The following is a 23,261-nucleotide window of genomic DNA, read 5'->3' as shown; positions in this document are numbered from 1 at the left end:
TCGTCACCTCAGAATAAGAAATATCGTTGCCCCATTGGAACTGTATCCACTGGATCACATGTTAGGAGTTCTCCATTTACACGCACTTCATATGTTTCTGGATCTACGTCGATTTCCGGCGTTTCTCCATTTAGTTTCATATCTTTTTTCGTTAAATTACGAATACCATGTACAGGAAGAACTGTTTTTTGTAAGCCAAGTTTTTCATGTACACCCGCTTCATATGCCGCAGTCGAGATAAATGTAATAGATGCTTTATATTTCGCTTTCCCCATCGTTCCGTACATAGGACGATAAAGAATAGGTTGTGGAGTTGGAATAGATGCATTTGCATCTCCCATTAAGCTCTGTACCGCAATTCCACCTTTAAGAATCATGCTTGGTTTTACACCAAAAAATCTCGGTTCCCATAAAACTAAATCTGCGAATTTTCCTACTTCAATAGATCCTACATAATCGGAAATACCGTGTGCGATTGCAGGATTAATCGTATATTTTGCAACGTATCGTTTTACACGATTGTTGTCACCGATGCCTTCGTCTCCTTCAAGCTTTCCACGTTGTTTTTTCATTTTATCCGCTGTTTGCCATGTACGAATTAGCACTTCTCCGATACGTCCCATTGCTTGAGAGTCTGAACTAGTTATACTAAATACTCCTAAGTCTTGTAGAATATCTTCCGCAGCAATTGTTTCCGCACGAATACGGGAATCCGCAAAAGCTACATCTTCCGGAATGTCAGGGCTTAAATGATGACAAACCATTAACATATCTAAATGCTCGTCTATTGTATTTACAGTAAAAGGTAGCGTTGGGTTAGTAGATGCCGGAAGTACATTCATCTGACTTGCCACTTTTATAATATCAGGGGCATGTCCACCACCCGCTCCTTCTGTATGGAACGTATGAATCACTCGATCTTTGAACGCAGAAACTGTATTTTCAACAAATCCACCTTCGTTTAGTGTATCTGTATGAATCGCCACTTGAACATCGTATTCGTCGGCAACTTTTAACGACATGTCGATAGAAGAGTAAGTTGCACCCCAATCTTCATGTACTTTTAAGCCAATTGCACCTGCACGAATTTGCTCAGCAAGTGGTTCTTCTGCCGCCGCATGACCTTTACCTAAGAAGCCAACATTAATCGGCATATCTTCTGCTGCTTCTAACATACGATGCATATGCCATTCACCTGGAGTTACCGTTGTTGCTTTTGAACCTTCTGCAGGGCCAGTTCCTCCTCCGATTAAGGTCGTAAGTCCAGCTGTAAGCGCCGTCTCAATTTGTGCCGGGTTGATAAAATGCACATGTGTATCAATACCACCAGCTGTCAAAATTTTATGTTCACCAGCTATTATTTCTGTAGATGCTCCAATAACGATATCCACATTATCCATTAATAATGGATTTCCCGCTTTTCCTATCGCAACAATTTTACTGTCACGTATTGCAACATCTGCTTTGTAAATACCTGTATAGTCTAAAACAATTACATTCGTAATTACTAAATCCGGAATATTTTCATCACGTGTTGCAAGAGGATGACTCCCCATTCCATCACGAATTACTTTACCTCCACCGAACACAACTTCTTCACCATAAGTTGTGTAGTCTTTCTCAATTTCGATAAAAAGTTCAGTATCCGCTAGACGAACAGCATCCCCGGTTGTTGGACCGTACATAGAAGCATACTGTTGTCTTGTCATTTTGAAACTCATCGTATTACCCCCGATCTAATGATCCTTCAGTTTTATTGTTCAGCCCATAAACGCGTCGTTCTCCACCAAAAGCTACAAGTTCAATTTCTTTTGGATCCCCTGGTTCAAAGCGAACAGCCGAACCTGCTGGAATATTCAAGCGAAAACCAAAAGCCTCTTTTCGATCAAATTCAATCCAGCTGTTAATCTCAAAGAAGTGAAAATGCGAACCAACTTGTATAGGGCGATCTCCATTATTTACAACTGAAATTATTTTCGTTTCTTTTCCTTCATTACAAACAATGTCGTCCTCTTTTAAAACGTATTCTCCCGGTATCATATCGAAATCCTCCTTCTTAACGAATTGGTGAATGTACGGTAACAAGCTTTACGCCATCTGGGAATGTGGCCTCCACTTGCACATCGTCGATCATCTCTGGAACACCGTCCATTACATCTTCCGCTGATAAAATAGTGGCACCAAAAGCCATTAGTTCAGCTACCGTTTTTCCATCACGAGCACCCTCTAATATTTCATACGTAATTAGTGATACTGCTTCCGGATGGTTCAGCTTTAAGCCTCTTTCTTTTCGGCGTCTTGCTAAGTCTGCTGCAACGACGATTAATAATTTTTCTTGTTCGCGCGGTAACAAATGCACGGCATTTCCTCCAATCGTAAAATGAAATAGTTTTATCTCATTTTTAAGTCTATATAGTAGATTGAAAACAGTATTTTCCGATAATATAAATACAATTTCATAACCTGAAAGTTCTCCTTTTCGTATGAAAAGTACTAGTAAAAATTCCTATAAATAGGAAGCGTCTTTCAGAGGTAAGTTTAGGTTAATAAATAATAATTTATACAACAAAAAGAACCTATATTAGAACGCACCAAAAATTGGCATTCCTATAGTTTATCTATAAAATAACTATTCAGAGAATTTTGTGATGTTGCATTTTGCTGTAAGCTATGGGCTTATGCATTGCGTTCAATTCTCTTTAATTGTATGCAGCAACTAGTGCTTTCGTAAGTTAAAGTTCTTTCTGATAGATTTAGTGGATTTAGAAGAAGCCTGCCTAAAATAAGCAAGCGGGGGAAGGTAATGTTACTTTTCATCTTTACAGATTATCTACTCATGTACATATCTGAAAACAAATTTCAATCACTATTTTTTATTATAGTTACAGTTGATAAATATGTCTATTTAATAATTCAATATTAGAAAGAAAGACAGCACATCGGCTGTCTTACGATAAATATGGTCCTAATTTTTTTAGCACTGCAGCTTCCACTTCATCCGAAAGGATTTCTTCCGTATGATGGGTAGATTTAGGATCAAACCAACTAATTTCTCCATCTTTAAAATGACCTTTGAAGGTCCTATCATCCATATTGAAACTAAATTCAATGACCTCGTGAGGCAAACCTTCGAAGATTCTTTCCACTTGAAAATTATCCATTAGTATAAATATTCCTAGCTCTTGTTCTATTTTCTTCAGTACTTCCTCTTCTATCTCATGAGGAAGCGTATCCTCTACAAGCCGCTCAGGTTTTGGATGAAACCAATTAATTTCTCCATCTTTATAATGCCCTTTGAATGTGTTGTCTTGAAAAGAGAAACTAAATTGTATTATATTATGAGGCAAGCCTCCAAAAATTTCTTTTTCATATTGAAAATTTTCTATCATAAAAACACTCCTTTCGACACTCTCATAAATTACTTAATTTAATTATACCCCTTTTTTATATATCGAACCCTCCTTATCATATTTTATCAGTTAATTCACCCAAAAAAGTTTCCAGGTTTTGTTAAGTGACTTTACAATTATTAAAACTCGCTTATAATTTAGTTTTGCTTCTAACAATTTGCCCAACTTTATTTTAGTATTAGTCAAGGGAAGGAGCAGTGTTTTCTTATCCTTTCACTTTAGGCATGAAAGAAGATTTCTAGTTATAGAAATGGTTTGAATCAAATTATCAATCTTTTTTTGTGGACTGTTTTCCCTGGCTTACTCAGTGTTTTTTAAGATAGTGAAACATAGCTAATCACTTTGTTTCATTCTAATTTTTTCGCCTTTAAAAGGATTTTTTATCCATATTAACATGTTATTTTTACTGTAAAAATGGATTTTAATAAAAATGTAATCAAAATGAAATGTACTATATGTTTATATTCCCTTATTATCGGTTACATAAACATATAGAAATGATGCTTTGGAGGAAGTTGTATGGCACAAAAAAGATTAACATGGGTGGATGTTACGAAAGGGTTCTTGATGATTCTTGTTGTCATCGGTCATTACCCTGGCGAACTAAATTTCCCATTCATCAAATATATATACTGGTTTCATATGCCGGCTTTTTTCTTGTTAAGTGGCATATTTTTCAAAGAAATAAAAGATAATCAAGACACTAAAGTGACGATTAAGAAGAGATTTATGCAACTTATGGTACCATATCTATTCTTCTTATTTATTATTACTGCAGTTCGTTATAGTATGGAACTAGCATTAGGAAACTTTGAACTCTCTTGGTATTTCCAAGACCTATGGAAGCTAGTCATCGGAGGGCGTTTTGTACGAGGTGCCTACGGAGTTTTTTGGTTTGTAACGACATTATTTTTTACCTATTTATTGTTCATATGGATGACCAAATATTTAAGTCGTGTAAAACAAATTATGCTGCTTGTTATTTTCTATATAGTAGCGCATTTAGAAAGTATTCTTGCCATGCATGTTATTAATGGAACGCCAGCAGAAGCTGCACAAACGATTCCAATGCTATGGAATTTAGATGTAGTGTTTATGGCAATCGTCTATTTTTCTCTTGGTTATTATGCCAAATCTATTTGGATGAATATAAAGCTTTCGTGGATTTTTGGTGCTCTCTTAGTAGTATTCGGTGCAATTGCTGCAGATTATATAGGATTGATCGATTATCACCTGAGTATGAAGTTTTTGCGCTATGACCATTTGGTGCTCGATTTAGTAATTCCAATGGCCTTTATTATTGTCATTCTTGGTATCTTCCAAAGACTAACAACTATTCTCCCGCTAGAATGGTTGGCGAAAGTGGAAAAACACTCGATTGCCATAATGTATTTGCATATTTTTACAGATATCATTATGAACGACTATTTCCAATATGGATTAATAGGATTTACAACATTAGGTTTGGCAATTCCAATTATTGCTTCCGTTGTTATTCAAAAATTGATCCCTTATGGAAAGTTCTTTCTTGGAGATATTCGTGCAAAAAAACCAATTCATTTATAAAAATGACCTCTTCCTTTCATGGGAAGAGGTTATCTTTTTACAAAGAATGAAATTTCTTTATCCGCTTGTCGAATCCCACAAGCTTTTGAACACCTAAACACTTCAACATATCTGCATTTACAACCGTAAATTTCCCTAAGTCATCCGGATAATGGGAATCCGAGGACACAGTAAAATCTACACCACGTTCCACTAATACCTTTACAAAATCGGGCCCTGGGCACATTTCTTTCACTGGATAACGATAATAGAGCCCAGCATTTACTTCCGTTGCAGTCCCGGTATCAACGAGTGCATCCGCAATTCGTTTATACCAAGTCATTAAAAAGTCTGTATCATCTACTTGAAAATTAAACACTTTTAAATTATCCAAATGCGCTACAAAATCAAACAGCCCCGAGAGAATTGCTTTTTCCACCGTCGTAAAAAATTGCTCATACAATGCTTTCAAATCCATGCTATCAAACTTATCGATGGTTTGTGGATTATCGAATCCCCAGCCATCTACGAAATGAACTGAACCAATCACATAATCCCATGGATACTCATTTAATAGCTCCATAAGCTCCGACTCGCATCCAACAAAATAATCCGCTTCAATTCCTAATTTTAACTCGACACCTTGACGATGCCATTTTTCTTTCGCTTTCAAAATGGTATCTACAAAATCATGCATATCTTCCGTCATCACGCTATCCAACCAATATCGTTGCATTCTTCCTAAATCTGATTCATCTAAAATAATATTTTTTTCAAAATACGCTTTTGTCTCGTGAAAACGATATAAGTGATCGACAATACCGACTTCCTTCAATCCGAGCTGTTTTGCTCGCATTAAGTAAAAGTCTAGCCACTCTTCACTATAACAACCTTGATCTAATCTATTTTTCAACGCATTTATTTGCCAAGTTATAAATTCCTTCGAGCCTTTTTTAGGTCCCTCTGGTTCATTTAAAGCAGCAATAGCTTGAGAAGTTCGCTCCAACCAACCAAACGAGTAAGGGCCTTCTTCCAAATGTACATGATAATCCATTTTCATTTACACTTACCTCCATCTATTACTGTCCATTTTCCTTCAAACTTTGTCCAATTAACAGGACGTTCTTCATTACAAATAACTTCCGAAATGTCATTCAAATTACATATCGTGTAAAAAGACTTTCTATTTACCTTCATCGTATCCGCTAATAATATGCGACAAAAACTATTTTCTATCATCTTTGCAGAAACCAGTGATTCATCCAAATCATAATCATAAACAATCCCTTGATCTATTCCTCCGCATGATAAAAAGGCTTTATCCAAATTCATGCGACTTAGCCATTCTAATGTCATGGCTCCAGAAACAGAGGATTGTTCTGGATTCGTCGTCCCTCCGAGTAAGATTACTTTCCCGGTCATCCTTTTGTCCTCTAAAGCGACGTTAAATCTTATCGCAGCAGAAATAGAGTTTGTCACGACCGTTAGATTATTCACTTCCACGAGAAAATCTGCAATATGGACAGTAGTTGTCCCGACATCTATCGCTACCGTATCTCCGTCTTTAATATGCGTTGCTGCGACACGAGCTATTTCGCGCTTTGCCTCTTTTTGCATATCCATTTTCCGCAAATACTCCGGCTCTTTTCGTAAATTAATAAACTTCACAGCTCCACCATGCACTCTTGTTAACAAATGTTGTTCCTCTAACTCATCAAAATCACGACGAATCGTTTCAGGTGCCACATTTAACTCTTCTGCAATAACGGAGACAACAATCTTTCGATTGAACTCTAGCTTACTTAAAATATGTTCAAAACGTTCTAATTTGGAATAAGTCATATTAATGCAACCACATCTTCTTGTGACACATAGCATTCATACGTATTGCCAAGCATTACTGAAGCTTCTCTATCATGTAACTGCTCCACAGAAAAAGTACATTCCCCTACTTGAAAAAAAGTTCGAATAACATTTCCACTCATCACAGTCTCTTTCGCAATACCTGAGAAACTAAAATCTCCTTCGTTTGCTTTAAAGTGAATAGCTTCCGGGCGAATTGCAAACTTCTCTCTTTCAGTAGGTAACTTTTCTCCAATCATTTGCTCCAATTCTTTTTTCGTAAATACATTATAATGCCCGATGAAATTCGCAACGAATTCACTTTCTGGTTTCGTATATATCTCTGTTGGAGATCCTGCTTGCGCAATTTCTCCTTTATTCATCACGAATATTTTATCCGATACCGCCATCGCTTCTTCTTGGTCATGCGTCACTAAAACCATCGTCATGCCAAGCTCCGTTTGAATCGAACGTAGATCTGCTTGTAACTTTTTACGAATTTGCGCATCTAATGCACTTAATGGTTCATCTAAAAGCAACACTTTTGGGCGTACAATCAATGCTCTTGCTAATGCAACCCTTTGTTGCTGCCCTCCAGATAATTCATGTGGAAAAGCATTTTCTTTATCAGATAGATGCACGAGTGCTAATGCATCTTTCACTTTTTGCTCTATTTCAATCAGGTTCATTTTTTTCATTTTCAAACCGAATGCGACGTTTTCTTTTACCGTCATATTCGGAAATAATGCGTAAGACTGAAACACCATTCCTACTTCCCGATTTTTCGGTTGGATATTGTTCATATTTATTCCTTCAATTTTCACGTTGCCTGAAGTCGCATCGGTTAAACCAGCGACAATACGTAAAATGGTACTTTTCCCACAACCACTTGGGCCAAGTAACGTTACAAACTCGCCTTCTTCGATTGTCATATTAATATTGGATAACACCGCATTCGTGCCATACGTTTTATGAAGACCTTCAATTACAACATAACTCATACTTTTGCCGCCCCTTTTGATCGTTTCGTTAACATAGATATGATAAATGTTAAAATACCCATTAATACTAAGTAAACAAACACCACGCTACTCGCAATATGACCACTTGTACTTAGCTTTTTCATCAAATAAATTTGGACCGTTTCAAATCGTGAACCAACTACTAAGTTAATCAAAACAAATTCGCCGAACAACACGGAAAATGATAGTAACGCACCAGCAAACAGCCCCGGATATACAGCTGGTAATAACACCTTCGTAAAAGCTTGAGCTTTAGATGCACCTAACAACTCAGCAGCATCCAATAACTGTTTTGCATTCACACTGCGTAAACTATTACGAGTCCCTTGATAAATGTAAGGCAATATACTAATCACATATACCCCGAGTACTGCTAATATCATCGGTACTCCAATATGAGCATACGCACGGATTAACCCAACCGCCAATATGACACCTGGAAATGCATAAACCATCACAACTGCCGCTTGAATCCATTTCTCATACTTTGGAAAATAAAGGACGATAACAAAAATCGCAGGAACTATAAACAATAAAGCAAGTATTACCGCCCCTCCAGAAAGCAGCACCGATCGTCCAAACGCCTCGATAAAACTAGAATCCTGGAATAACGTAGATATCCATTTAAAAGTTAGTCCTTCTGGTAACACCGTTTTGTTCCAATTAGTTGCAAACGCATAAAGCATGGTTGCTAAAATGGGGAGGAATAAATATAAAAGAAGAAAGACAAAGAATAGATCCGCAAAACCTCTTTTTTTCACTATAAATTCCTCCTTGTTTTCTTAATACTCCACTCACTTAATAGCATCGCGATAACCATCGTCACCCCGAGCAGCACCGCTATCGCACTTGCGAGCTCAGGTTGCGCAAAAATATCGCCACTTAATAAGGCCCCAATTCGAATAGCAACCAAATTATAATTACTGCCTGTCAGTGCATAGGCGGATGCATAGGCACCCATTGCATTGGCAAACAACACACTAAATGTCCCAACAATCCCTGGTAACATAATAGGAATTCCGATTTTTCTCCAAAACTGAAAGGTCGATGCTCCAAGTAATGCCGCTGCATCCTTCCATTGCTGCTGAATTCCATAGTAAATTGGATATAAAAGCATTAAGGAAAGAGGTAACTGGAAGTAAATATAAACGATTAGTAATCCACCCCAGCTATATAAAGAGAACGACGATAATGAATCGATTCCCCATTTTTCAAATAATAGCGTAAACAAACCACTGTTCCCTAACAACACGATAAAAGCAAAGGCCAGTGGTATACCGGAGAAATTCGATGTTAAATTCGAAACCATTAAAACACGCTCACGTACTGGCTCTGAAAAGCGCATGATCGCATACACTGCAAACAACGTTACAATTAGTGCAATAATGGCTGACACAGCAGACAAGGTAATACTATTTTTAAATCCTTGTAAAATATAACTACTCGTCAATGCCTCTTGATAATGTCCGAGCGAAAAACCATTACCACTACTAAAACTTGAAATAACCATATATAGCAATGGTACGATGAAAAATAACAAGATAAGGATTAAAAACGGCAATATCCAAACGAGCAATTGCTTTTTAGAAGTCAAAACAAAATCACTACTTCCTTTATGAAATTCGACTCGGCGTATTTGCGTCCAGATTTTTCTCGAACTAACTAGAGAAAAATCTGTGACATCCACCGGAGGCTTTAACTTCATTCTTCTGGATTTCACAAAATTCTGAGGAATGAAGTTAAATAGAAAAGAGGCACTAGGCCTCTTTTTTCATACTTGCACCATCCAGAAGAAGAGGAACCATTTCTTCTGAAGGCTCTATATCTAGTAATTGACAAACTAATGGTGCCACTTGAAGCTGTGAAACAATTCCTTCATAAATACCCGGTTTCAATTGCCTTGACAATACAAACATCGGAACATGTCGATCCTCTATCGTATTACCACCATGATTTCCATCGCTCGTCATTCCATGATCCGCAGTCACCACAACCTCATATCCTTGCTCTAAACAGTAAGGAATGAACATGGAAAGAATTGCATCGACCGCTAATACACGATTACGATATTCCTTGGAATCTGCCGTAAACTTATGTCCATCATCATCCACATTCATCGGATGAATATATAGAAAGTCAGGCTGCTTCTCATTCATTAGCCAAGCTGCTTCTGCGAATAAATGACTATCTGGATAATGATCCTCGAAATAAAATAAGCCATTTTCAATCGGAAGATCGGTATCCAATTGAATCCGATCGGTAAAATGATTAAAAGGAGCACGATTATACAGTTCACTTACCCAATGATAAGCAGCAGCAGCGGTTGTTTTCCCACTCTCTTTTGCTAAGTGGAATAAGCTTGTTTGATTGGACAAACGTACAGTAACATTACTTGTGACACCATGAATAATGGGTGGTGTACCCGTTAATATCGTCTCATATAATGGGCGAGATAGTGACGGGACTTCTGAGCGCACTTCATAGCGCGCAGCAGCCCCCCTTTCCACTAAATGTTGCATAAATCCCATATGTGTACATGCGGTATCATATCTAAGGGCATCTACCACGATAAGAACTACACGATTATTTGACATGAATTAACACCTGTTCTTGGTACATTTGCGGAATTTGTTTCGTTGTTTCTTCCCATGCTTTTTGATCGCCTACTGGCTTTGCATTTGTATACATTTCCGCTGGTAATAATAAAGCTTCTACTTCTGCAGAAAGCTCTACATTTTCACGAATAGGACGAGCATAACCTTTTGCTAAATTCTCTTGTCCAGCATCCGATAAAATATATTCACGAGCTAACATCGCAGCATGTGGATTTTTTGCGTATTTATTAATAACCGTTGCATATCCGGAAATAACTGAACCTTCTTCTGGAATGACTACTTCAAAACGTGACTCATCAATTTGATTGCGGTATCCTAACGAATTGAAATCCCACATAATAGCGACATCAATTTCTCCTTTTTCCAAGTTCGCAACAGATGGATCCCCTTGTAAACGCCCCTGTTTCGCAAGCTCTGCAAAGAAATCAATACCCGGTTGTAGGTTTTTCTCATCTCCGCCATAGGCCATTGCCGCTGCTAAAATAGCAAACTGCGCTTGGTTAGCAGTTAATGCATCTCCAATACTTACATTGAAATCACCATTTTTAATATCGTCCCAAGATTTAGGTGGATTTTTCACATTGTTTGTATCTGTTAAAAAGGACATTGTTCCTGTATATCCAACAACCCAGTGGCCTTCATCGTCTTTTGCCCAATCCGGAATATCATCCCAGTAAGAAGTTTTATAAGCCAATGTTAAATCTTTGTCTTTGGCAATCGGTCCAAACGCAATACCAACATCTCCGATATCAGCCGTTGCATCTTCCTTCTCTGCTTCAAACTTTGCCAGTTCTTCTGCACTAGACATATCAGTATCTGAATGTTTCAAGTTATATTCCGTTCCGAGCTCTTCCCAAGTTTCCACCCAGTTCGCCCAAGTATCTGGCATCCCTACTGAATTTACTGTACCTTCCTCTTTTGCTTTTGTAATAATTTCATCTACTGATAAATCGTTGCCATTCACAGTTGATTTCGCCGAACTGTCTGAACAAGCCGCTAAAATAGATACTGCAAGTACACCGATTAGACTTTTCTTCCAAACTCGCTTAAAAGACATGAATGAATACCTCCGTTTGTTTGTGTTTGTTTTGATTTGCTTACAAGATTTATGTTACGAAACAAACATTAAGGTAGTATGGAGGAGTTAATAATGTTGAGTAAAAATTGTTGAGGTTTTGTTAAGATTAGTTTGTGATATATAGAGATAGTGTGGCGGCGTTTTACTTTCTATGGGCGAGTAACGAGCCGATACGTCGCTAACGCTCCTGCAGGGTATGACACAAAGTTCCAGAGAATGGCTAAGGGCAATCAAATAGCTATTAGAAGCAACCAGTTCTAGACTGAAAGCAACCAAATCAGCGCGAGAGCAACTGAATTGCCGCTGAAAGCATCTAATTCTTATAACAACAAGTTCACTTAGAGTGAGACGACGATGATGGTGACTCTTTTTTTGGAAACATTACGTATTTACAAGTTGGCGTTATTCTTCAAGTATCAAGAACCGATACTTGGCCGTAAGACGCAGTATCTTTAAAAAATCCATATTATATTTTCGGTAGAAAGCACATATATTTAACGACTTCTTACTAAATACAAAAAAATCCAGATTAGAAACGAATAACGATAGTCTCTAACCTGGATCTATTTATTATTAATGAAACACAATTGTTTTATTTCCTTCTACAATTATGCGATTCTCTAAATGCCATTTTACTGCTTTAGCAAGTACCCGGCGCTCAATTTGGCGTCCAATTTTCTTTAAATTAACAACATCATCTCGATGATCCACTCGTTCCACGTCCTGCTCGATGATTGGTCCTTCGTCTAAATTATTCGTCACATAATGGGAAGTAGCCCCGATTAATTTCACACCTCGTTCATATGCACGCTCATATGGTCCAGCTCCTATAAACGCCGGCAAAAAGGAATGGTGAATATTAATAATTCGACTCTCAAAATGACCAACAAAGTCTGGAGTCAAAATTTGCATATATCTCGCCAAAATTAATAAGTCAACCTCATACTTGTCCATCAAGCGAATCTGTTCTTCTTCCACCTGTTTCCGAATATCTTTATTTGCCGGAATGTAATGAAAAGGAATTCCTAATGATTCTACGATTGGGCGAGCATCTTCGTGATTGCTAATAACAACGACGATATCCGTATCAAGATCTCCATTTTGCCATTCCCACAAAAGCTCCATCAAGCAGTGTATTTCTTTTGATACAAATATCGCAGAGCGCTTTCGTTCGTTGCGGTAAGAAAAATCGTAATCCATTTCATGAATCGCCGCAATATCAAGAAAGTCACTTTCCATTTTTTCTTTCTCGTTTAGCAAGTTTTCACGGTGATACTCGATACGTATAAAAAACATACCGTTTTCCGGGTCGCTAGAATATTGGCTAGACTCGATAATATTAGACTCGTGATTATGTAAAAATGTAGATAGGATAGATACTATACCTGGTTTATCAGGACACTTCACTAGCAAACAACCTCTATTTTCTAATTGCTTATGTTGTTGCTTCGAATTCACTTTAACTTGTGTATTAATAGTCATATAAGCACATCTCCTCAACTAACTTATCAGTTTTCTCATTATGCACTATTATTAAAATATTCTCAACACTACTTTTCATATAAAAAACCTATGCAAACATTTTGCATAGGTTCTCCTTTATTAATTGAGTACTTTAAGTTTAACCTTTTTGACTCCCCATTCCATCGCACTATCATAAGAAGGAATGAATACATCAATTTTATGCCCTTTAATAGCTCCACCTGTATCACCAGCAATGGCCTCTCCATAACCTTCCACCCAAACTTTCGTACCGAGTGGAATAATTCTTGGATCTACGGCGATTACTTTCTGATTTGGATTGGAACGCAAGTCAATTCCATATGCTGTCGTTCCGGAACAGCCTGTACAGTATGCAGTATAAGCAGTTGCTGTAACTGTTAATTCGTTTACTACTTGTGCCTCTACCACTTCTACTTTTTCTTCCTTCACCACCGGTTCTTCAATCGGTGGTGATGTTACAATTGGGGTGGAAACTGCCGCCACCTTCCGATCCGGCTTTTTGTGAACTGGCTCTACTTCCAAACCTGTATCACTCACAATCAGTTCATCTCCAGGATGTATAATATCTCCCGTTAAATTATTCCACTCAATCAACGACTCTAGTGAAATATTGTGTTTTAGCGCGATGCGAAACAAATTATCCCCTTCCATCACTCTGTATCCTTGAGGCTCCTCCTCCAGTTCCACTGGTGGATAATTAACTAATCCTAAATCTAGAGCATATTGGAATGGTAAATCATTTTCTTTTGGAAACCCATTAAATGATTCAAAATCGCCTCCACCCATTCCCATAGGGGCCAGATTCGCTGCTTCTGTTACAGTGTTTGTTGAGAATGCTATAAGCACAATGAACAAAAATGTTCTAAACTTCAAAATAATACTCCTCCTTTACAAGTAAACTGTGAAACATTTTTATTACGACACAGTCTTGCCCAAAAACTTTGAAAAACAAACATTCTAATAAAATAAAAAGAAGCCTCCCTCTAAAACACCTAAAATCTGTTTTAGAAAATGGCTTTATTTTTGAAACAATTCTAATGTAAGAAAATAGAAATTTAATAGAACAACTTGGTTCTATGGCATCCCTGCATAGTTAGTTTAAAAAGAAGTACTGTATGATGATTTCTAGCTGCTTTTATAAGAAACCGGTGAAAATTATAGTCGTGCCATGACCATTACGAATAATTCTAGGTATGTATAAAATCTTTATATTACTTTACATACAAAAAACCAGGTTAGCCCAATTGCTAACCTGGTTTCCTTATATTCAAATACTTTATTCTTTTACAGTGCTATTTAAAGTTAATGAATCTACAAGGTTAGATGAAGCATCTTGTTGGACTTCTAGTTCTTCCAAGTCTTCATACTGCGTTACTTTTCTAGTATCAGCGGTAAACAAGGCAATAATTAGTGAAATCGCAAGACCACCCATCATAAAACCGCCGAATACCCAGGAATTTGCTCCGTATTTGGCAGCCATTGCAGTCCATATCATCGGTCCAAACCCAACGATTGCAGCAGCAAATTGGTATCCGAATGATAAACCTGTATACCGAATGTTAGCTGGAAATAGCTCCGAGAAAAATGTCCCTTGTGTGGCAAAAATTGCAGCCCAAATTACACCTAGAAGCGCAACTTGCATAATAAAGAACAATGTAACGCTTTGTCCAACCAAGACGAAATATGGAACAGACAATAATAACATTAGTACCACTCCACTAATATAAATTACTTTTCTTCCTATAAAGTCTGAAAGATAACCCATAATTGGAATAGTTAAAAGCATCGTCGCACAGCTAATAGTTAATGCTAGTAAGGCGGTATCTCGTGAATATCCTAAATAAGTCGTTGCAAAAACAAGAACATAGGACATAAGGAATACATTAAAGAAGCCATCTCCTATTTTCAATCCGATTATTTGCAATAAACTTCTCCAATTCGTTTTAAACGTTTGCACAATTGGAATCTTCACAATTTCACCGCTATCCTTTTGCTTTTGGAAAGCAGGTGTTTCATCTATACCACTACGAATCCAAAGAGCCAATCCGATTAGTACAATACTGAATAGGAAAGGAATTCTCCAGCCCCATGCTAAAAACTGTGCATTCGTTGTAAGTGAACTAATTATCGTAAAACTGAATGTACCTGCAACTAAACCAAGCGGCACACCTAATTGTGGGATAGATCCGTAAAGTCCCCTAACTCCTTTAGGTGCACTTTCTGTTGCCAAAAGGACTGCTCCTCCCCACTCTCCTCCAAGCGCAATTCCTTGTAGGAGTCTAAGTACAACGAGAACAACAGGTGCCCAAATCCCGATTTGCGCATACGTAGGCAACAAACCGATTAAGAAGGAACTTCCTCCCATCCCAATTAGCGTGATCATTAAGGTGGCCTTTCGACCAATCTTATCTCCCATATGTCCAAAAATAATACTTCCTATTGGTCTAGCTGCATACCCCGCTCCAAACGTAGCGAATGCAATTAGAACGGAAACGGTTGGGTCATGATTCGGAAAAAAGAGAGTAGAAAATACTAAAGCAGTTGCGGTACCATACAAATAGAAGTCATACCATTCAATAACCGATCCTGCCAAACTTGCAAATAGAACGCGATTTTTCTTCATTAATTCTCCTCCTCTTACTTAAATATTCACTTTTGATGTCCCTAGTCTAAGAATATGTTTTTGAATCTTTCCTACCGATGTTCGCGGAAACTCATTCGTAAATTCAATTACATCCGGAACTTTAAACTTCGCTAAACGCACACGGCAAAATTCAAGTAGCTCTTCCTCTGTAACGTATTTATCATCGTGTAAAATAACGTAAGCCTTAATTGCTTCATCACGCATATCATCTGGAATTCCAATTACTGCCGTTTCATATACACTTGGATGCATTGCAAGAACGCTTTCTACTTCATTTGCCGCAACATTTTCTCCAGATCTTTTGATCATATCTTTTATTCGGTCTACAAAATAGAAATAGCCGTCTTCTCCAATTCTTGCATTGTCCCCAGTATGCAACCACCCATTTTGAAGCGTCTCTTTTGTGGCCTCTTCGTTTTTAAAATAGCCTTTCATAAGCGTACGCCCAGGAACCCCTTTTACAATAATCTGACCTGCTTGACCAATCGGTACTTCATTGCCATTCTCATCAACAACCAATACTTCATACCCGATTGTTGGCTTACCAATACTCAAGTTTTTACGAATACCATCCAGTGGATTCATAAGCGGCACACCGACTGTTTCCGTCATTCCATACATTTGAAGCAAAGAAACGCCATATTTTTCTTCAAATTGCTCCAACTGATTTTCAGATACCATCTGTGCAAACCAAATAATGCGGATACTATGATCTTTGTCAGTAGGATCATAGTTTTGTGCAAGAATCATGCGAATTGGTGCGGCAAATAATGAACCTACCGTGACACCGAGTCTTTTCGCTTGTTTAAAATATCTTGAAGCACTAAATTTTTCCGTTAATGCAACACTCGCCCCTACCACTAAAGCCGACATGGTGGAGTAGTACTGCGCATTCCCATGAAATAAAGGTAGGACAAGAAATTGACGATCCTCAGGACTTAAACGTATCGATTTGGACATTACTTCCCCAGTAAAAATATAGTTTGCATGAGTAATTTGAACACCTTTAGGTTTTGAGGTAGTGCCGGATGTATAAAGCATTGCTGCAATATCCTCTGACTCTAATGGAATAGTTGGAACTTCCTCTTTTGCAGCTGCTATTAGCCCGCTTAAGTCTTGTTCTTTATGCGCTTCTCCTTTATATCTTGCGAGCAATATTTGCTGTAAATAAGGCAACTGCTCGCGGATTCTTTCAAATTTTTCTACGTATTCTTCTTCTGTTATGAGTAATAGAGATTCTGAATGATTTAATATATATTCCATTTCATCGGAAGTAGATAATATATTAGTCGGTACCATAATTGCTCCAATATTAGCTAATGCGAACCATGAAACGATGAACTCTAGATTATTGGGAAGATGCAATGTGACATGGGTACCCTTCTTTACACCAAATTTAAGGAAAACTTGACTTAATCGGTTAACTTTCGAAGCAAACTCCCCGTATGTTAACTCCGACCTTCTCTCCTCTTTATCTTCAAATAATAGAAAGGTCTTATCGCGATGCATAGCTACTTTTTCGGCCAATAAATCACGCAATGTTTTCTTTCCGATAATATCCAACAGACTCCACTTCCTTTATATATTCGTTTGTAAAGCGCTTACATTTAGTTATAATAGAAATAAATGACTACAGTCATTGACTATAGTCATTATATTAAATTAACCTTTTTCTTATGTCAATAAATTTTCTGTCTTTTAAGAATATTATGTTTATTTTATACTATTAACTAAGGATGTGAAGAATCAATTGTTAACGGAACAATTAACCCCCAGACAAAAACAAGCATTACAAACGAAGAAAAAAATACTGGAAACCGCTTTGGAACTATTCAGCAAAGAAGGATTTGACCGTGTCACAGTAGATGAAATTGTAAAAAAATCTGGCGTATCCAAAGGAGCTTTTTATGTATACTTCCCCTCTAAATATGATGTTTTTCTAGAGAAATTCAAAGAAATAGACGATTTCTATGCAGATTTTTTTGAAGCACTCTCTAAAGAGTTAAATTTTCAAGAGAAAATTCTCCGTCTAATTGAATCTCAAATGATTTACTTACGAGATGAACTAGGAAAAGATCTTATGCGGACAGTCTACATGAGTGGTCTCATGCAAGCTGAAAACAACTTTTTCACGAATACCGATCGAAAGCTATACAAGATTATTCAATCATTAGTTACAGAAGCACAAGAAAACAAGGAAGTAACGATGGATCTTACTTCGAATGAAGTGACAATGCTCATCACCCGCTGTATGAGAGGAACATTATATGACTGGCAATTATTCGAAGGTGGCTATGATCTTTTAGAAGAGAGTAGAAAATTTACGAAGGCTATACTTAGGGGGATACAAAAATAAAAACTGCTCCCAACTAAAATGGGAAGCAGCTTTTATTTTTAATTATTTCACAATGCTTTTTAAAATGTTATCGATCATTTGACTATTTGCAATAGCACCAGTGTATAACCAACTTTCATCTGGTGAAAACTCATATACATTGCCCGCTTTTACAGCAGGAACACTATTCCATAATGCCTCGCTCAAAGCTGCCGAACCACTTTCCTTATCACTATCGATTAGGAATAAATACTCCGCATCCAACTCTACCAGTTTCTCTAAAGAAATTTCACTCCAGTTTCCAGTAGCACTTGCTGATATTTCTTTCACTACATCAGGTACTTTTAATCCTAAATCACCATACATTACGGCTCCACTAGAAAGAGTTTCACTTACGATAAAGAACTTGCCTCCTACTAACCAAATAGCAGCTACGGAAGGATTACCAACTTCCTTTTCAATCGTTTCTTTTGCTGCTGCAGCTTTTGCATCGTAGTTATCTAGTGCTTTTTGTGCTTCCTCTTTTTTATCAAATACTTCTCCAACACGAAGTAATTCGTCACGCCAATCATTATTCATTTCTGTACCAATTACGTAGGTCGGTGCGATCTTGCTATACTGCTCGTATTTTCCACCTTCCACCATGGTTGCAGAATCCATAATGATCAAATCTGGTGCTACTTCTTGAACAGCTTCAAATGGTAAATCATGCGGAATTGTAGGGATACCTTCTAATTCTTTTTGTAAATACCCTTGTATACTAGCTCCATCTTTTACACTCCACTGTGCCACTGGTTTAATACCAAGTGCAACTAAGTTATCTTCCAAATATGTAGCAAGTACACGTTCAGGATTAGTTGGTATATCTACTTCGTTACCCATTGCATCTGTGACTGTACGCGTAGATACTTCTGCTTCCCCTGTGTCAGTTGACTGTTGTTCAGTTTGCTCTGTTGAAGTCGGTTCTTCACTTGTTTTTTCTTCTCCACAAGCAGCAAGTGTTAGCGCTAACATTCCTACTCCCACTAATTGTAATGATTTCTTTTTATTTAATATACTGAACATATAAATCCTCCTAAAAATATGCTATACTATTTGCGTTGATAATGATTCTCGGTTTCAATTAAAATACACAAAGCCGAAATTGTCAACTAATATTTTTAATATTGGAGATTAACATACATATGAAGACAAATGTAGAGAAGGAACCTTTTCAGAACAATAAACATCCTTTCATGAGCATGACAATCATTATTGTTGGCATTATTCTATTAATATTAAGTGTCGTCCTATCTATAAATCTTGGCGCAACAAATCAAAGTGCTCAAATTGTTTGGGATGCACTTTTTCATTTTGACAAGGAAAACTCATCACATATTATCATTCGAGAATTGAGGTTGCCTCGAGCAATTGCAGCTATTTTCGTAGGGGCAGCGCTCGCTATATCTGGTGCTATTATGCAAGGAATGACAAGAAATCCACTTGCATCCCCTTCTATCATGGGAGTAACAGCAGGATCTTCATTCTTAATTGCGATTGCTTTAGCAGTTGTACCAAGTGTTACGTATTTAGGATTAATGATGTTTTCTTTTGTCGGTGCAGGCTTGGGTGCTGCTTTAGTATTTGGGATCACTGCAATGGCCAAAGGCGGAATGACGACTGTTAAGCTGGCGCTAGCAGGTTCTGCTATTACATCACTGCTTAGTTCATTGTCTACTGCTATTGGGATTAAATTTAATGTGTCAAAAGATATTAGTTATTGGTATGCAGGCGGAGTATCTAGTGTACAGCCGCAACATATTATCTTTGCACTACCCTTTATCATTGCAGGGATTATTTTAGCTTTAGTTCTTTCTCGATCTATTTCCGTACTAAGTTTAGGGGAAGAAATTGCTAGAGGACTTGGTCAACGGACAGGAGTTATTCGGTTTTTAGGTACGATTGTTGTATTACTTCTAACAGGTGCCGCAGTGTCTATAGCTGGGATGATTGGATTTGTCGGGTTAGTAGTACCTCATATTACGAGGTTTATCGTCGGCGTCGATTATAGATGGATTATTCCTTGTTCTGCAGTTTTAGGGGGGCTTTTACTGATCGTAGCGGATATGATTGGTCGGATGATCAATGCTCCTTTCGAAACACCAGTAGGGGCTGTCACTGCGATCATCGGGGTACCGTTCTTCCTCTACCTAGCACGTAAAGAAGGGAGAGGATTATAATGCAGAACTTATTATCAACAAACGAGAAAAAATATAAATCACTTCTTATAACTCTATTCGTCTTAATTATAGTCTCTATTCTCATAAGTATAAATGCAGGTTATATTAAGATCCCTTTAAGTGAGGTTGTTGCAACATTATTAGGAAATGGAACGCCTTCAAATGAACTAACTATTTTTGACTTTCGCTTACCAAGAATTTTTATGGCTTTACTAGTAGGGATGGGAATTGCAATATCAGGAGCCATTTTACAAGGTATTTCACAAAACCCACTAGCAGATCCCGGAATTCTGGGTATCAATGCTGGTGCAGGATTTGCCATTGTACTGTATATGTTTTTCTTTCAAGGCACAGCATTTTTCGCAGGATGGTTGTCTATATTTGTTATGCCGCTTGCTGCATTATGCGGTGCATTTTTAGCTGCTTTTCTTATTTATACATTATCTTGGAAGCATGGACGAGTAACACCAACCCGTTTACTGCTCGTCGGTATTGGTATCAATGCGGCATTTGGAGCTGGGCTCATCATATTCCAGATGAAGATGGAGCCTATCAATTTTATGAAAGCAATCATCTGGCTTTCCGGAACTATTTGGGGTACGAACTGGACTTTTGTGTGGACTTTACTATTATGGCTCGTCGTTCTTATACCTATAGCTATTTATAAATCTCGCGTGCTAGACGTATTGAAATTAGGAGATTCTATTGCTATAGCAGTTGGAGCGAATATTGAAAGAGAAAGACGATTTCTTTTATTTATTTCTGTAGCATTGGCTGGTGCCTGTGTATCAGTAGGAGGAGGCATCACTTTCTTAGGATTGATTGCCCCGCATATCGCTAGACGCTTAGTTGGTGCCAGACATGCGAAGTTATTGCCGTTGACTGCTTTACTTGGTGCTCTGCTATTGCTATTAGCAGATACATTAGGTCGCGTCATTTTTGCTCCAATGGAATTACCAGTAGGGATTGTCGTTTCGATTTTAGGAGCACCTTATTTTATCTATTTGCTTTTGAAAAGTGTATAACAAAAAGGAGAGCGCTAGGCACTCTCCTTTTTTCGCTGTTGCGTTTGTAAGTTTATGTCAACAAAGTCATCACTGCAAAGAAATGCAAGATGGATGCTGCAAGTACAAAAATATGCCAAACCGCATGATGATACGTAAATCCGCGCCATACATAAAAAACGGCACCTACTGTATAGAGTACACCACCCACAGCTAGATAAATTAGACCTTGAGTTGGTACATTTGCTAGAAGTGGTTTCCATGCAAATACCATCATCCAACCCATCACCACATATAATAACGTTGACGTATGTAAAAAGCGCTTCACAAAATATGCTTTAAATACCGTACCAGCAAACGCAAGCCCCCACACAATTCCAAACAAAGCCCAACCAAGTGCCCCTTTTACTGCAAGGAACAAAAACGGAGTATATGTACCCGCGATAAAAAAGTATATGGCCGAGTGATCCATTATCTCAAATACATCTTTCGCTCGCCCCGCTGGAAACCCATGAACGAGTGTGGAAGATGTATATAACAACACCATCGTCACTCCAAACAAGGTAAAACTCACTACATGCCACGCTGTTCCTTGTGTCACAGAAGACACAATCAAAATAACAAGGGCTGCAATACTTAAAAGAGCTCCAATTCCGTGAATAATTGCATTGGCAATCTCTTCACGCTTGGAAAATATATGTGTATTACTCATCTTGGTTCATCCCTATCTGATGATTTTTATATGCTTATGTTACCATGTTTAAAAACAAATCAAAAAAGAGACACCCATAAAGAGTATCTCCCATTTACTTCATTCTTTAGAATTAAAGTTTTACGATATTAGCTGCTTGTGGTCCACGTTGACCGTCTTCGATATCAAATTCCACTTTTTGACCTTCGTCAAGTGATTTGAAACCTTCGCCTTGAATTGCTGAGAAGTGAGCGAATACATCGTTTCCGCCTTCAACTTCGATAAATCCAAAACCTTTTTCTGCGTTAAACCATTTTACTGTACCTTGTGTCATTTAAAAGACCTCCAAAATTGTGATGAATAAAAAATTCACATATTACAAAAAGTAGCGAATAATCACGATTACTTTTTGTAATATGTGAATTCATTGTTTCTGTTAAGCAATTTAATTATTATTCTAAATATACATTATTTTTCAACACTTGTCCAATAGAATATTTTACAATACTTTTAAATTATAGAGCTAGGATTTAACCAATAATAAGGAAAATATTATTACCACCTATATAGGTAGAATGTAAAAAAAACAAGCACTAAACGATACTGTGCCTGTTTGCTTATTTCATATTATTTTCCACTTAAACAATCACTTTTCCATCTTGATATATCCATTGCTGTAAAGATTTTTGATAGCGCAATATCATCCACCCTAAAATTTTCCCAATAAAATAAGCCGCTACTAGCGTCCCGACTCCAATCGATCCAAAAGACTGTATGAAAACCAAACCGAGTGTCGCTGCGATACAAACATTTAGTAAATCGCTCGTAATTTTTGCTTTACTAAATTTTAGTTTAAATCTTTCGCTCACAACATACGTTAAGGCATCATATGGCATTAGTGGAAGTTTTGCTGTGAAATAACCGATTAATCCAACTGATACAACGAACAAGCTAATCACTAAATACATACAGCGTAATACGATAGATTCAGGTGCCGGTAATAACCGTACGAGCATTAGAGTAGCGTTCATAAAGAATCCAAATAGAAACGATATAATTAATTGAAGTATAAAATCTTTTAAATCAATACGTCTATTTAATATGGCTTGAACGATAATAAAAAAAACATTTGCAATTACTGTAGTAATACCAATTGATAAGCCTGATGTTAACAGCAGGGCATATGCCAAAGAAGAAACTGGCGATACACCAAGTCCAGCTTGAATGGACAAACTAATACCAAGCGTCAAAAAAAATAAGCCACCCACGTATAAGGCGAGGCGCTTCATTGTAACATTTTTATGATTCATAAATACTTCGCTTCCTTTTTTTAATTTCTTAATAATCATAACA

At 37.4% G+C, this 23,261-nt stretch carries 23 protein-coding genes; 4 read left to right on the top strand and 19 right to left on the bottom strand.

Annotation, left to right across the window (positions count from 1 at the left end; translation table 11 throughout):
• Positions 1-8: 8 nt before the first annotated feature.
• The 4 genes from ureC to ACIQ38_RS17725 all read right to left on the bottom strand — a co-directional run bounded on the left by ureC (position 9) and on the right by ACIQ38_RS17725 (position 3,389).
• Complete coding sequence (gene ureC / locus ACIQ38_RS17740) at positions 9-1,721, bottom strand: urease subunit alpha (RefSeq protein WP_402826064.1); 1,713 nt, start codon at positions 1,719-1,721, stop codon at positions 9-11.
• Between the two features lie 4 nt (positions 1,722-1,725).
• A complete protein-coding gene (locus tag ACIQ38_RS17735) occupies positions 1,726-2,040 on the bottom strand; it encodes an urease subunit beta (RefSeq protein ID WP_402826061.1) in 315 nt (104 codons plus the stop codon).
• 16 nt (positions 2,041-2,056) lie between these two features.
• Positions 2,057-2,359 carry an urease subunit gamma gene (locus ACIQ38_RS17730; RefSeq protein WP_402826058.1) on the bottom strand — a complete coding sequence of 101 codons (303 nt, stop codon included), beginning with the start codon at positions 2,357-2,359 and terminating at the stop codon, positions 2,057-2,059.
• A gap of 589 nt (positions 2,360-2,948) precedes the next feature.
• A complete protein-coding gene (locus ACIQ38_RS17725) occupies positions 2,949-3,389 on the bottom strand; it encodes a hypothetical protein (RefSeq protein WP_402826055.1) in 441 nt (146 codons plus the stop codon).
• 540 nt (positions 3,390-3,929) lie between these two features.
• Here ACIQ38_RS17725 and ACIQ38_RS17720 point away from each other — a divergent pair.
• Positions 3,930-4,976 (top strand): acyltransferase family protein, encoded by a 1,047-nt coding sequence (locus ACIQ38_RS17720; protein WP_402826053.1) that lies wholly within the window; start codon positions 3,930-3,932, stop codon positions 4,974-4,976.
• A 37-nt stretch (positions 4,977-5,013) separates the two neighbouring features.
• On the opposite strand, the gene ACIQ38_RS17715 is transcribed toward ACIQ38_RS17720, so the two are convergent.
• The 11 genes from ACIQ38_RS17715 to ACIQ38_RS17665 all read right to left on the bottom strand — a co-directional run bounded on the left by ACIQ38_RS17715 (position 5,014) and on the right by ACIQ38_RS17665 (position 17,222).
• The gene (locus ACIQ38_RS17715) at positions 5,014-6,015 is read right to left on the bottom strand and encodes a histidinol phosphate phosphatase domain-containing protein (protein WP_402826051.1); all 1,002 of its coding nucleotides are present in this window, start codon (positions 6,013-6,015) and stop codon (positions 5,014-5,016) included.
• A complete protein-coding gene (locus ACIQ38_RS17710) occupies positions 6,012-6,797 on the bottom strand; it encodes a DeoR/GlpR family DNA-binding transcription regulator (protein WP_402826048.1) in 786 nt (261 codons plus the stop codon). Before ACIQ38_RS17710 ends, ACIQ38_RS17715 begins: the two co-directional genes overlap by 4 nt.
• On the bottom strand, positions 6,794-7,798 hold the full coding sequence (locus ACIQ38_RS17705; protein WP_402826045.1) for an ABC transporter ATP-binding protein: 1,005 nt from the start codon (positions 7,796-7,798) through the stop codon (positions 6,794-6,796). The genes ACIQ38_RS17710 and ACIQ38_RS17705 overlap by 4 nt, the downstream gene beginning before the upstream one ends.
• Positions 7,795-8,580 (bottom strand): ABC transporter permease, encoded by a 786-nt coding sequence (locus ACIQ38_RS17700; protein ID WP_402826042.1) that lies wholly within the window; start codon positions 8,578-8,580, stop codon positions 7,795-7,797. Before ACIQ38_RS17700 ends, ACIQ38_RS17705 begins: the two co-directional genes overlap by 4 nt.
• Positions 8,580-9,413 carry an ABC transporter permease gene (locus tag ACIQ38_RS17695; protein ID WP_402826039.1) on the bottom strand — a complete coding sequence of 278 codons (834 nt, stop codon included), beginning with the start codon at positions 9,411-9,413 and terminating at the stop codon, positions 8,580-8,582. Before ACIQ38_RS17695 ends, ACIQ38_RS17700 begins: the two co-directional genes overlap by 1 nt.
• A 163-nt stretch (positions 9,414-9,576) precedes the next feature.
• Positions 9,577-10,413, bottom strand: coding sequence for an alkaline phosphatase family protein (locus ACIQ38_RS17690; RefSeq protein ID WP_402826036.1), 837 nt, complete (start codon positions 10,411-10,413; stop codon positions 9,577-9,579).
• Complete coding sequence (locus ACIQ38_RS17685) at positions 10,403-11,491, bottom strand: ABC transporter substrate-binding protein (RefSeq protein ID WP_402826034.1); 1,089 nt, start codon at positions 11,489-11,491, stop codon at positions 10,403-10,405. Before ACIQ38_RS17685 ends, ACIQ38_RS17690 begins: the two co-directional genes overlap by 11 nt.
• Before the next feature lie 594 nt (positions 11,492-12,085).
• Positions 12,086-12,994, bottom strand: a complete 909-nt coding sequence (purU, locus tag ACIQ38_RS17680) for a formyltetrahydrofolate deformylase (RefSeq protein ID WP_402826031.1) — start codon at positions 12,992-12,994, stop codon at positions 12,086-12,088.
• A gap of 120 nt (positions 12,995-13,114) precedes the next feature.
• Positions 13,115-13,888, bottom strand: a complete 774-nt coding sequence (locus ACIQ38_RS17675; RefSeq protein ID WP_402826028.1) for a 3D domain-containing protein — start codon at positions 13,886-13,888, stop codon at positions 13,115-13,117.
• A 403-nt stretch (positions 13,889-14,291) separates the two neighbouring features.
• A complete protein-coding gene (locus tag ACIQ38_RS17670; RefSeq protein WP_402826025.1) occupies positions 14,292-15,638 on the bottom strand; it encodes an MFS transporter in 1,347 nt (448 codons plus the stop codon).
• 18 nt (positions 15,639-15,656) lie between these two features.
• On the bottom strand, positions 15,657-17,222 hold the full coding sequence (locus tag ACIQ38_RS17665) for an AMP-binding protein (RefSeq protein WP_402826022.1): 1,566 nt from the start codon (positions 17,220-17,222) through the stop codon (positions 15,657-15,659).
• Between the two features lie 187 nt (positions 17,223-17,409).
• Here ACIQ38_RS17665 and ACIQ38_RS17660 point away from each other — a divergent pair, with 187 nt between their 5' ends.
• The gene (locus ACIQ38_RS17660; protein ID WP_402826020.1) at positions 17,410-18,015 is read left to right on the top strand and encodes a TetR/AcrR family transcriptional regulator; all 606 of its coding nucleotides are present in this window, start codon (positions 17,410-17,412) and stop codon (positions 18,013-18,015) included.
• Between the two features lie 42 nt (positions 18,016-18,057).
• Here the strand turns inward: ACIQ38_RS17660 and ACIQ38_RS17655 are convergent, their stop codons facing one another.
• A complete protein-coding gene (locus tag ACIQ38_RS17655; RefSeq protein WP_402826017.1) occupies positions 18,058-19,059 on the bottom strand; it encodes an ABC transporter substrate-binding protein in 1,002 nt (333 codons plus the stop codon).
• A 119-nt stretch (positions 19,060-19,178) separates the two neighbouring features.
• On the opposite strand from ACIQ38_RS17655, the gene ACIQ38_RS17650 reads away from it, so the two are divergent.
• Both ACIQ38_RS17650 and ACIQ38_RS17645 read left to right on the top strand, forming a co-directional pair.
• Entirely contained in the window at positions 19,179-20,213 is a 1,035-nt protein-coding gene (locus tag ACIQ38_RS17650) for a FecCD family ABC transporter permease (RefSeq protein WP_402826014.1), read from the top strand.
• On the top strand, positions 20,213-21,238 hold the full coding sequence (locus ACIQ38_RS17645) for a FecCD family ABC transporter permease (protein WP_402826011.1): 1,026 nt from the start codon (positions 20,213-20,215) through the stop codon (positions 21,236-21,238). The genes ACIQ38_RS17650 and ACIQ38_RS17645 overlap by 1 nt, the downstream gene beginning before the upstream one ends.
• A gap of 52 nt (positions 21,239-21,290) precedes the next feature.
• Here the strand turns inward: ACIQ38_RS17645 and trhA are convergent, their stop codons facing one another.
• From trhA to ACIQ38_RS17630, 3 genes are all read right to left on the bottom strand, one after another.
• Positions 21,291-21,929: a PAQR family membrane homeostasis protein TrhA gene (trhA, locus tag ACIQ38_RS17640; protein ID WP_402826008.1), complete on the bottom strand. Its 639-nt coding sequence runs from the start codon at positions 21,927-21,929 to the stop codon at positions 21,291-21,293.
• A gap of 112 nt (positions 21,930-22,041) precedes the next feature.
• Entirely contained in the window at positions 22,042-22,242 is a 201-nt protein-coding gene (locus tag ACIQ38_RS17635; RefSeq protein ID WP_402826005.1) for a cold-shock protein, read from the bottom strand.
• Between the two features lie 304 nt (positions 22,243-22,546).
• Entirely contained in the window at positions 22,547-23,218 is a 672-nt protein-coding gene (locus ACIQ38_RS17630; RefSeq protein WP_402826002.1) for a YczE/YyaS/YitT family protein, read from the bottom strand.
• Positions 23,219-23,261 lie beyond the last annotated feature (43 nt).

Origin of the sequence: Psychrobacillus sp. NPDC096389 (assembly GCF_044762855.1) — a bacterium.
Taxonomy (GTDB): Bacteria; Bacillota; Bacilli; order Bacillales_A; family Planococcaceae; genus Psychrobacillus.
This window is presented reverse-complemented; position numbering and strand designations above follow the sequence as displayed.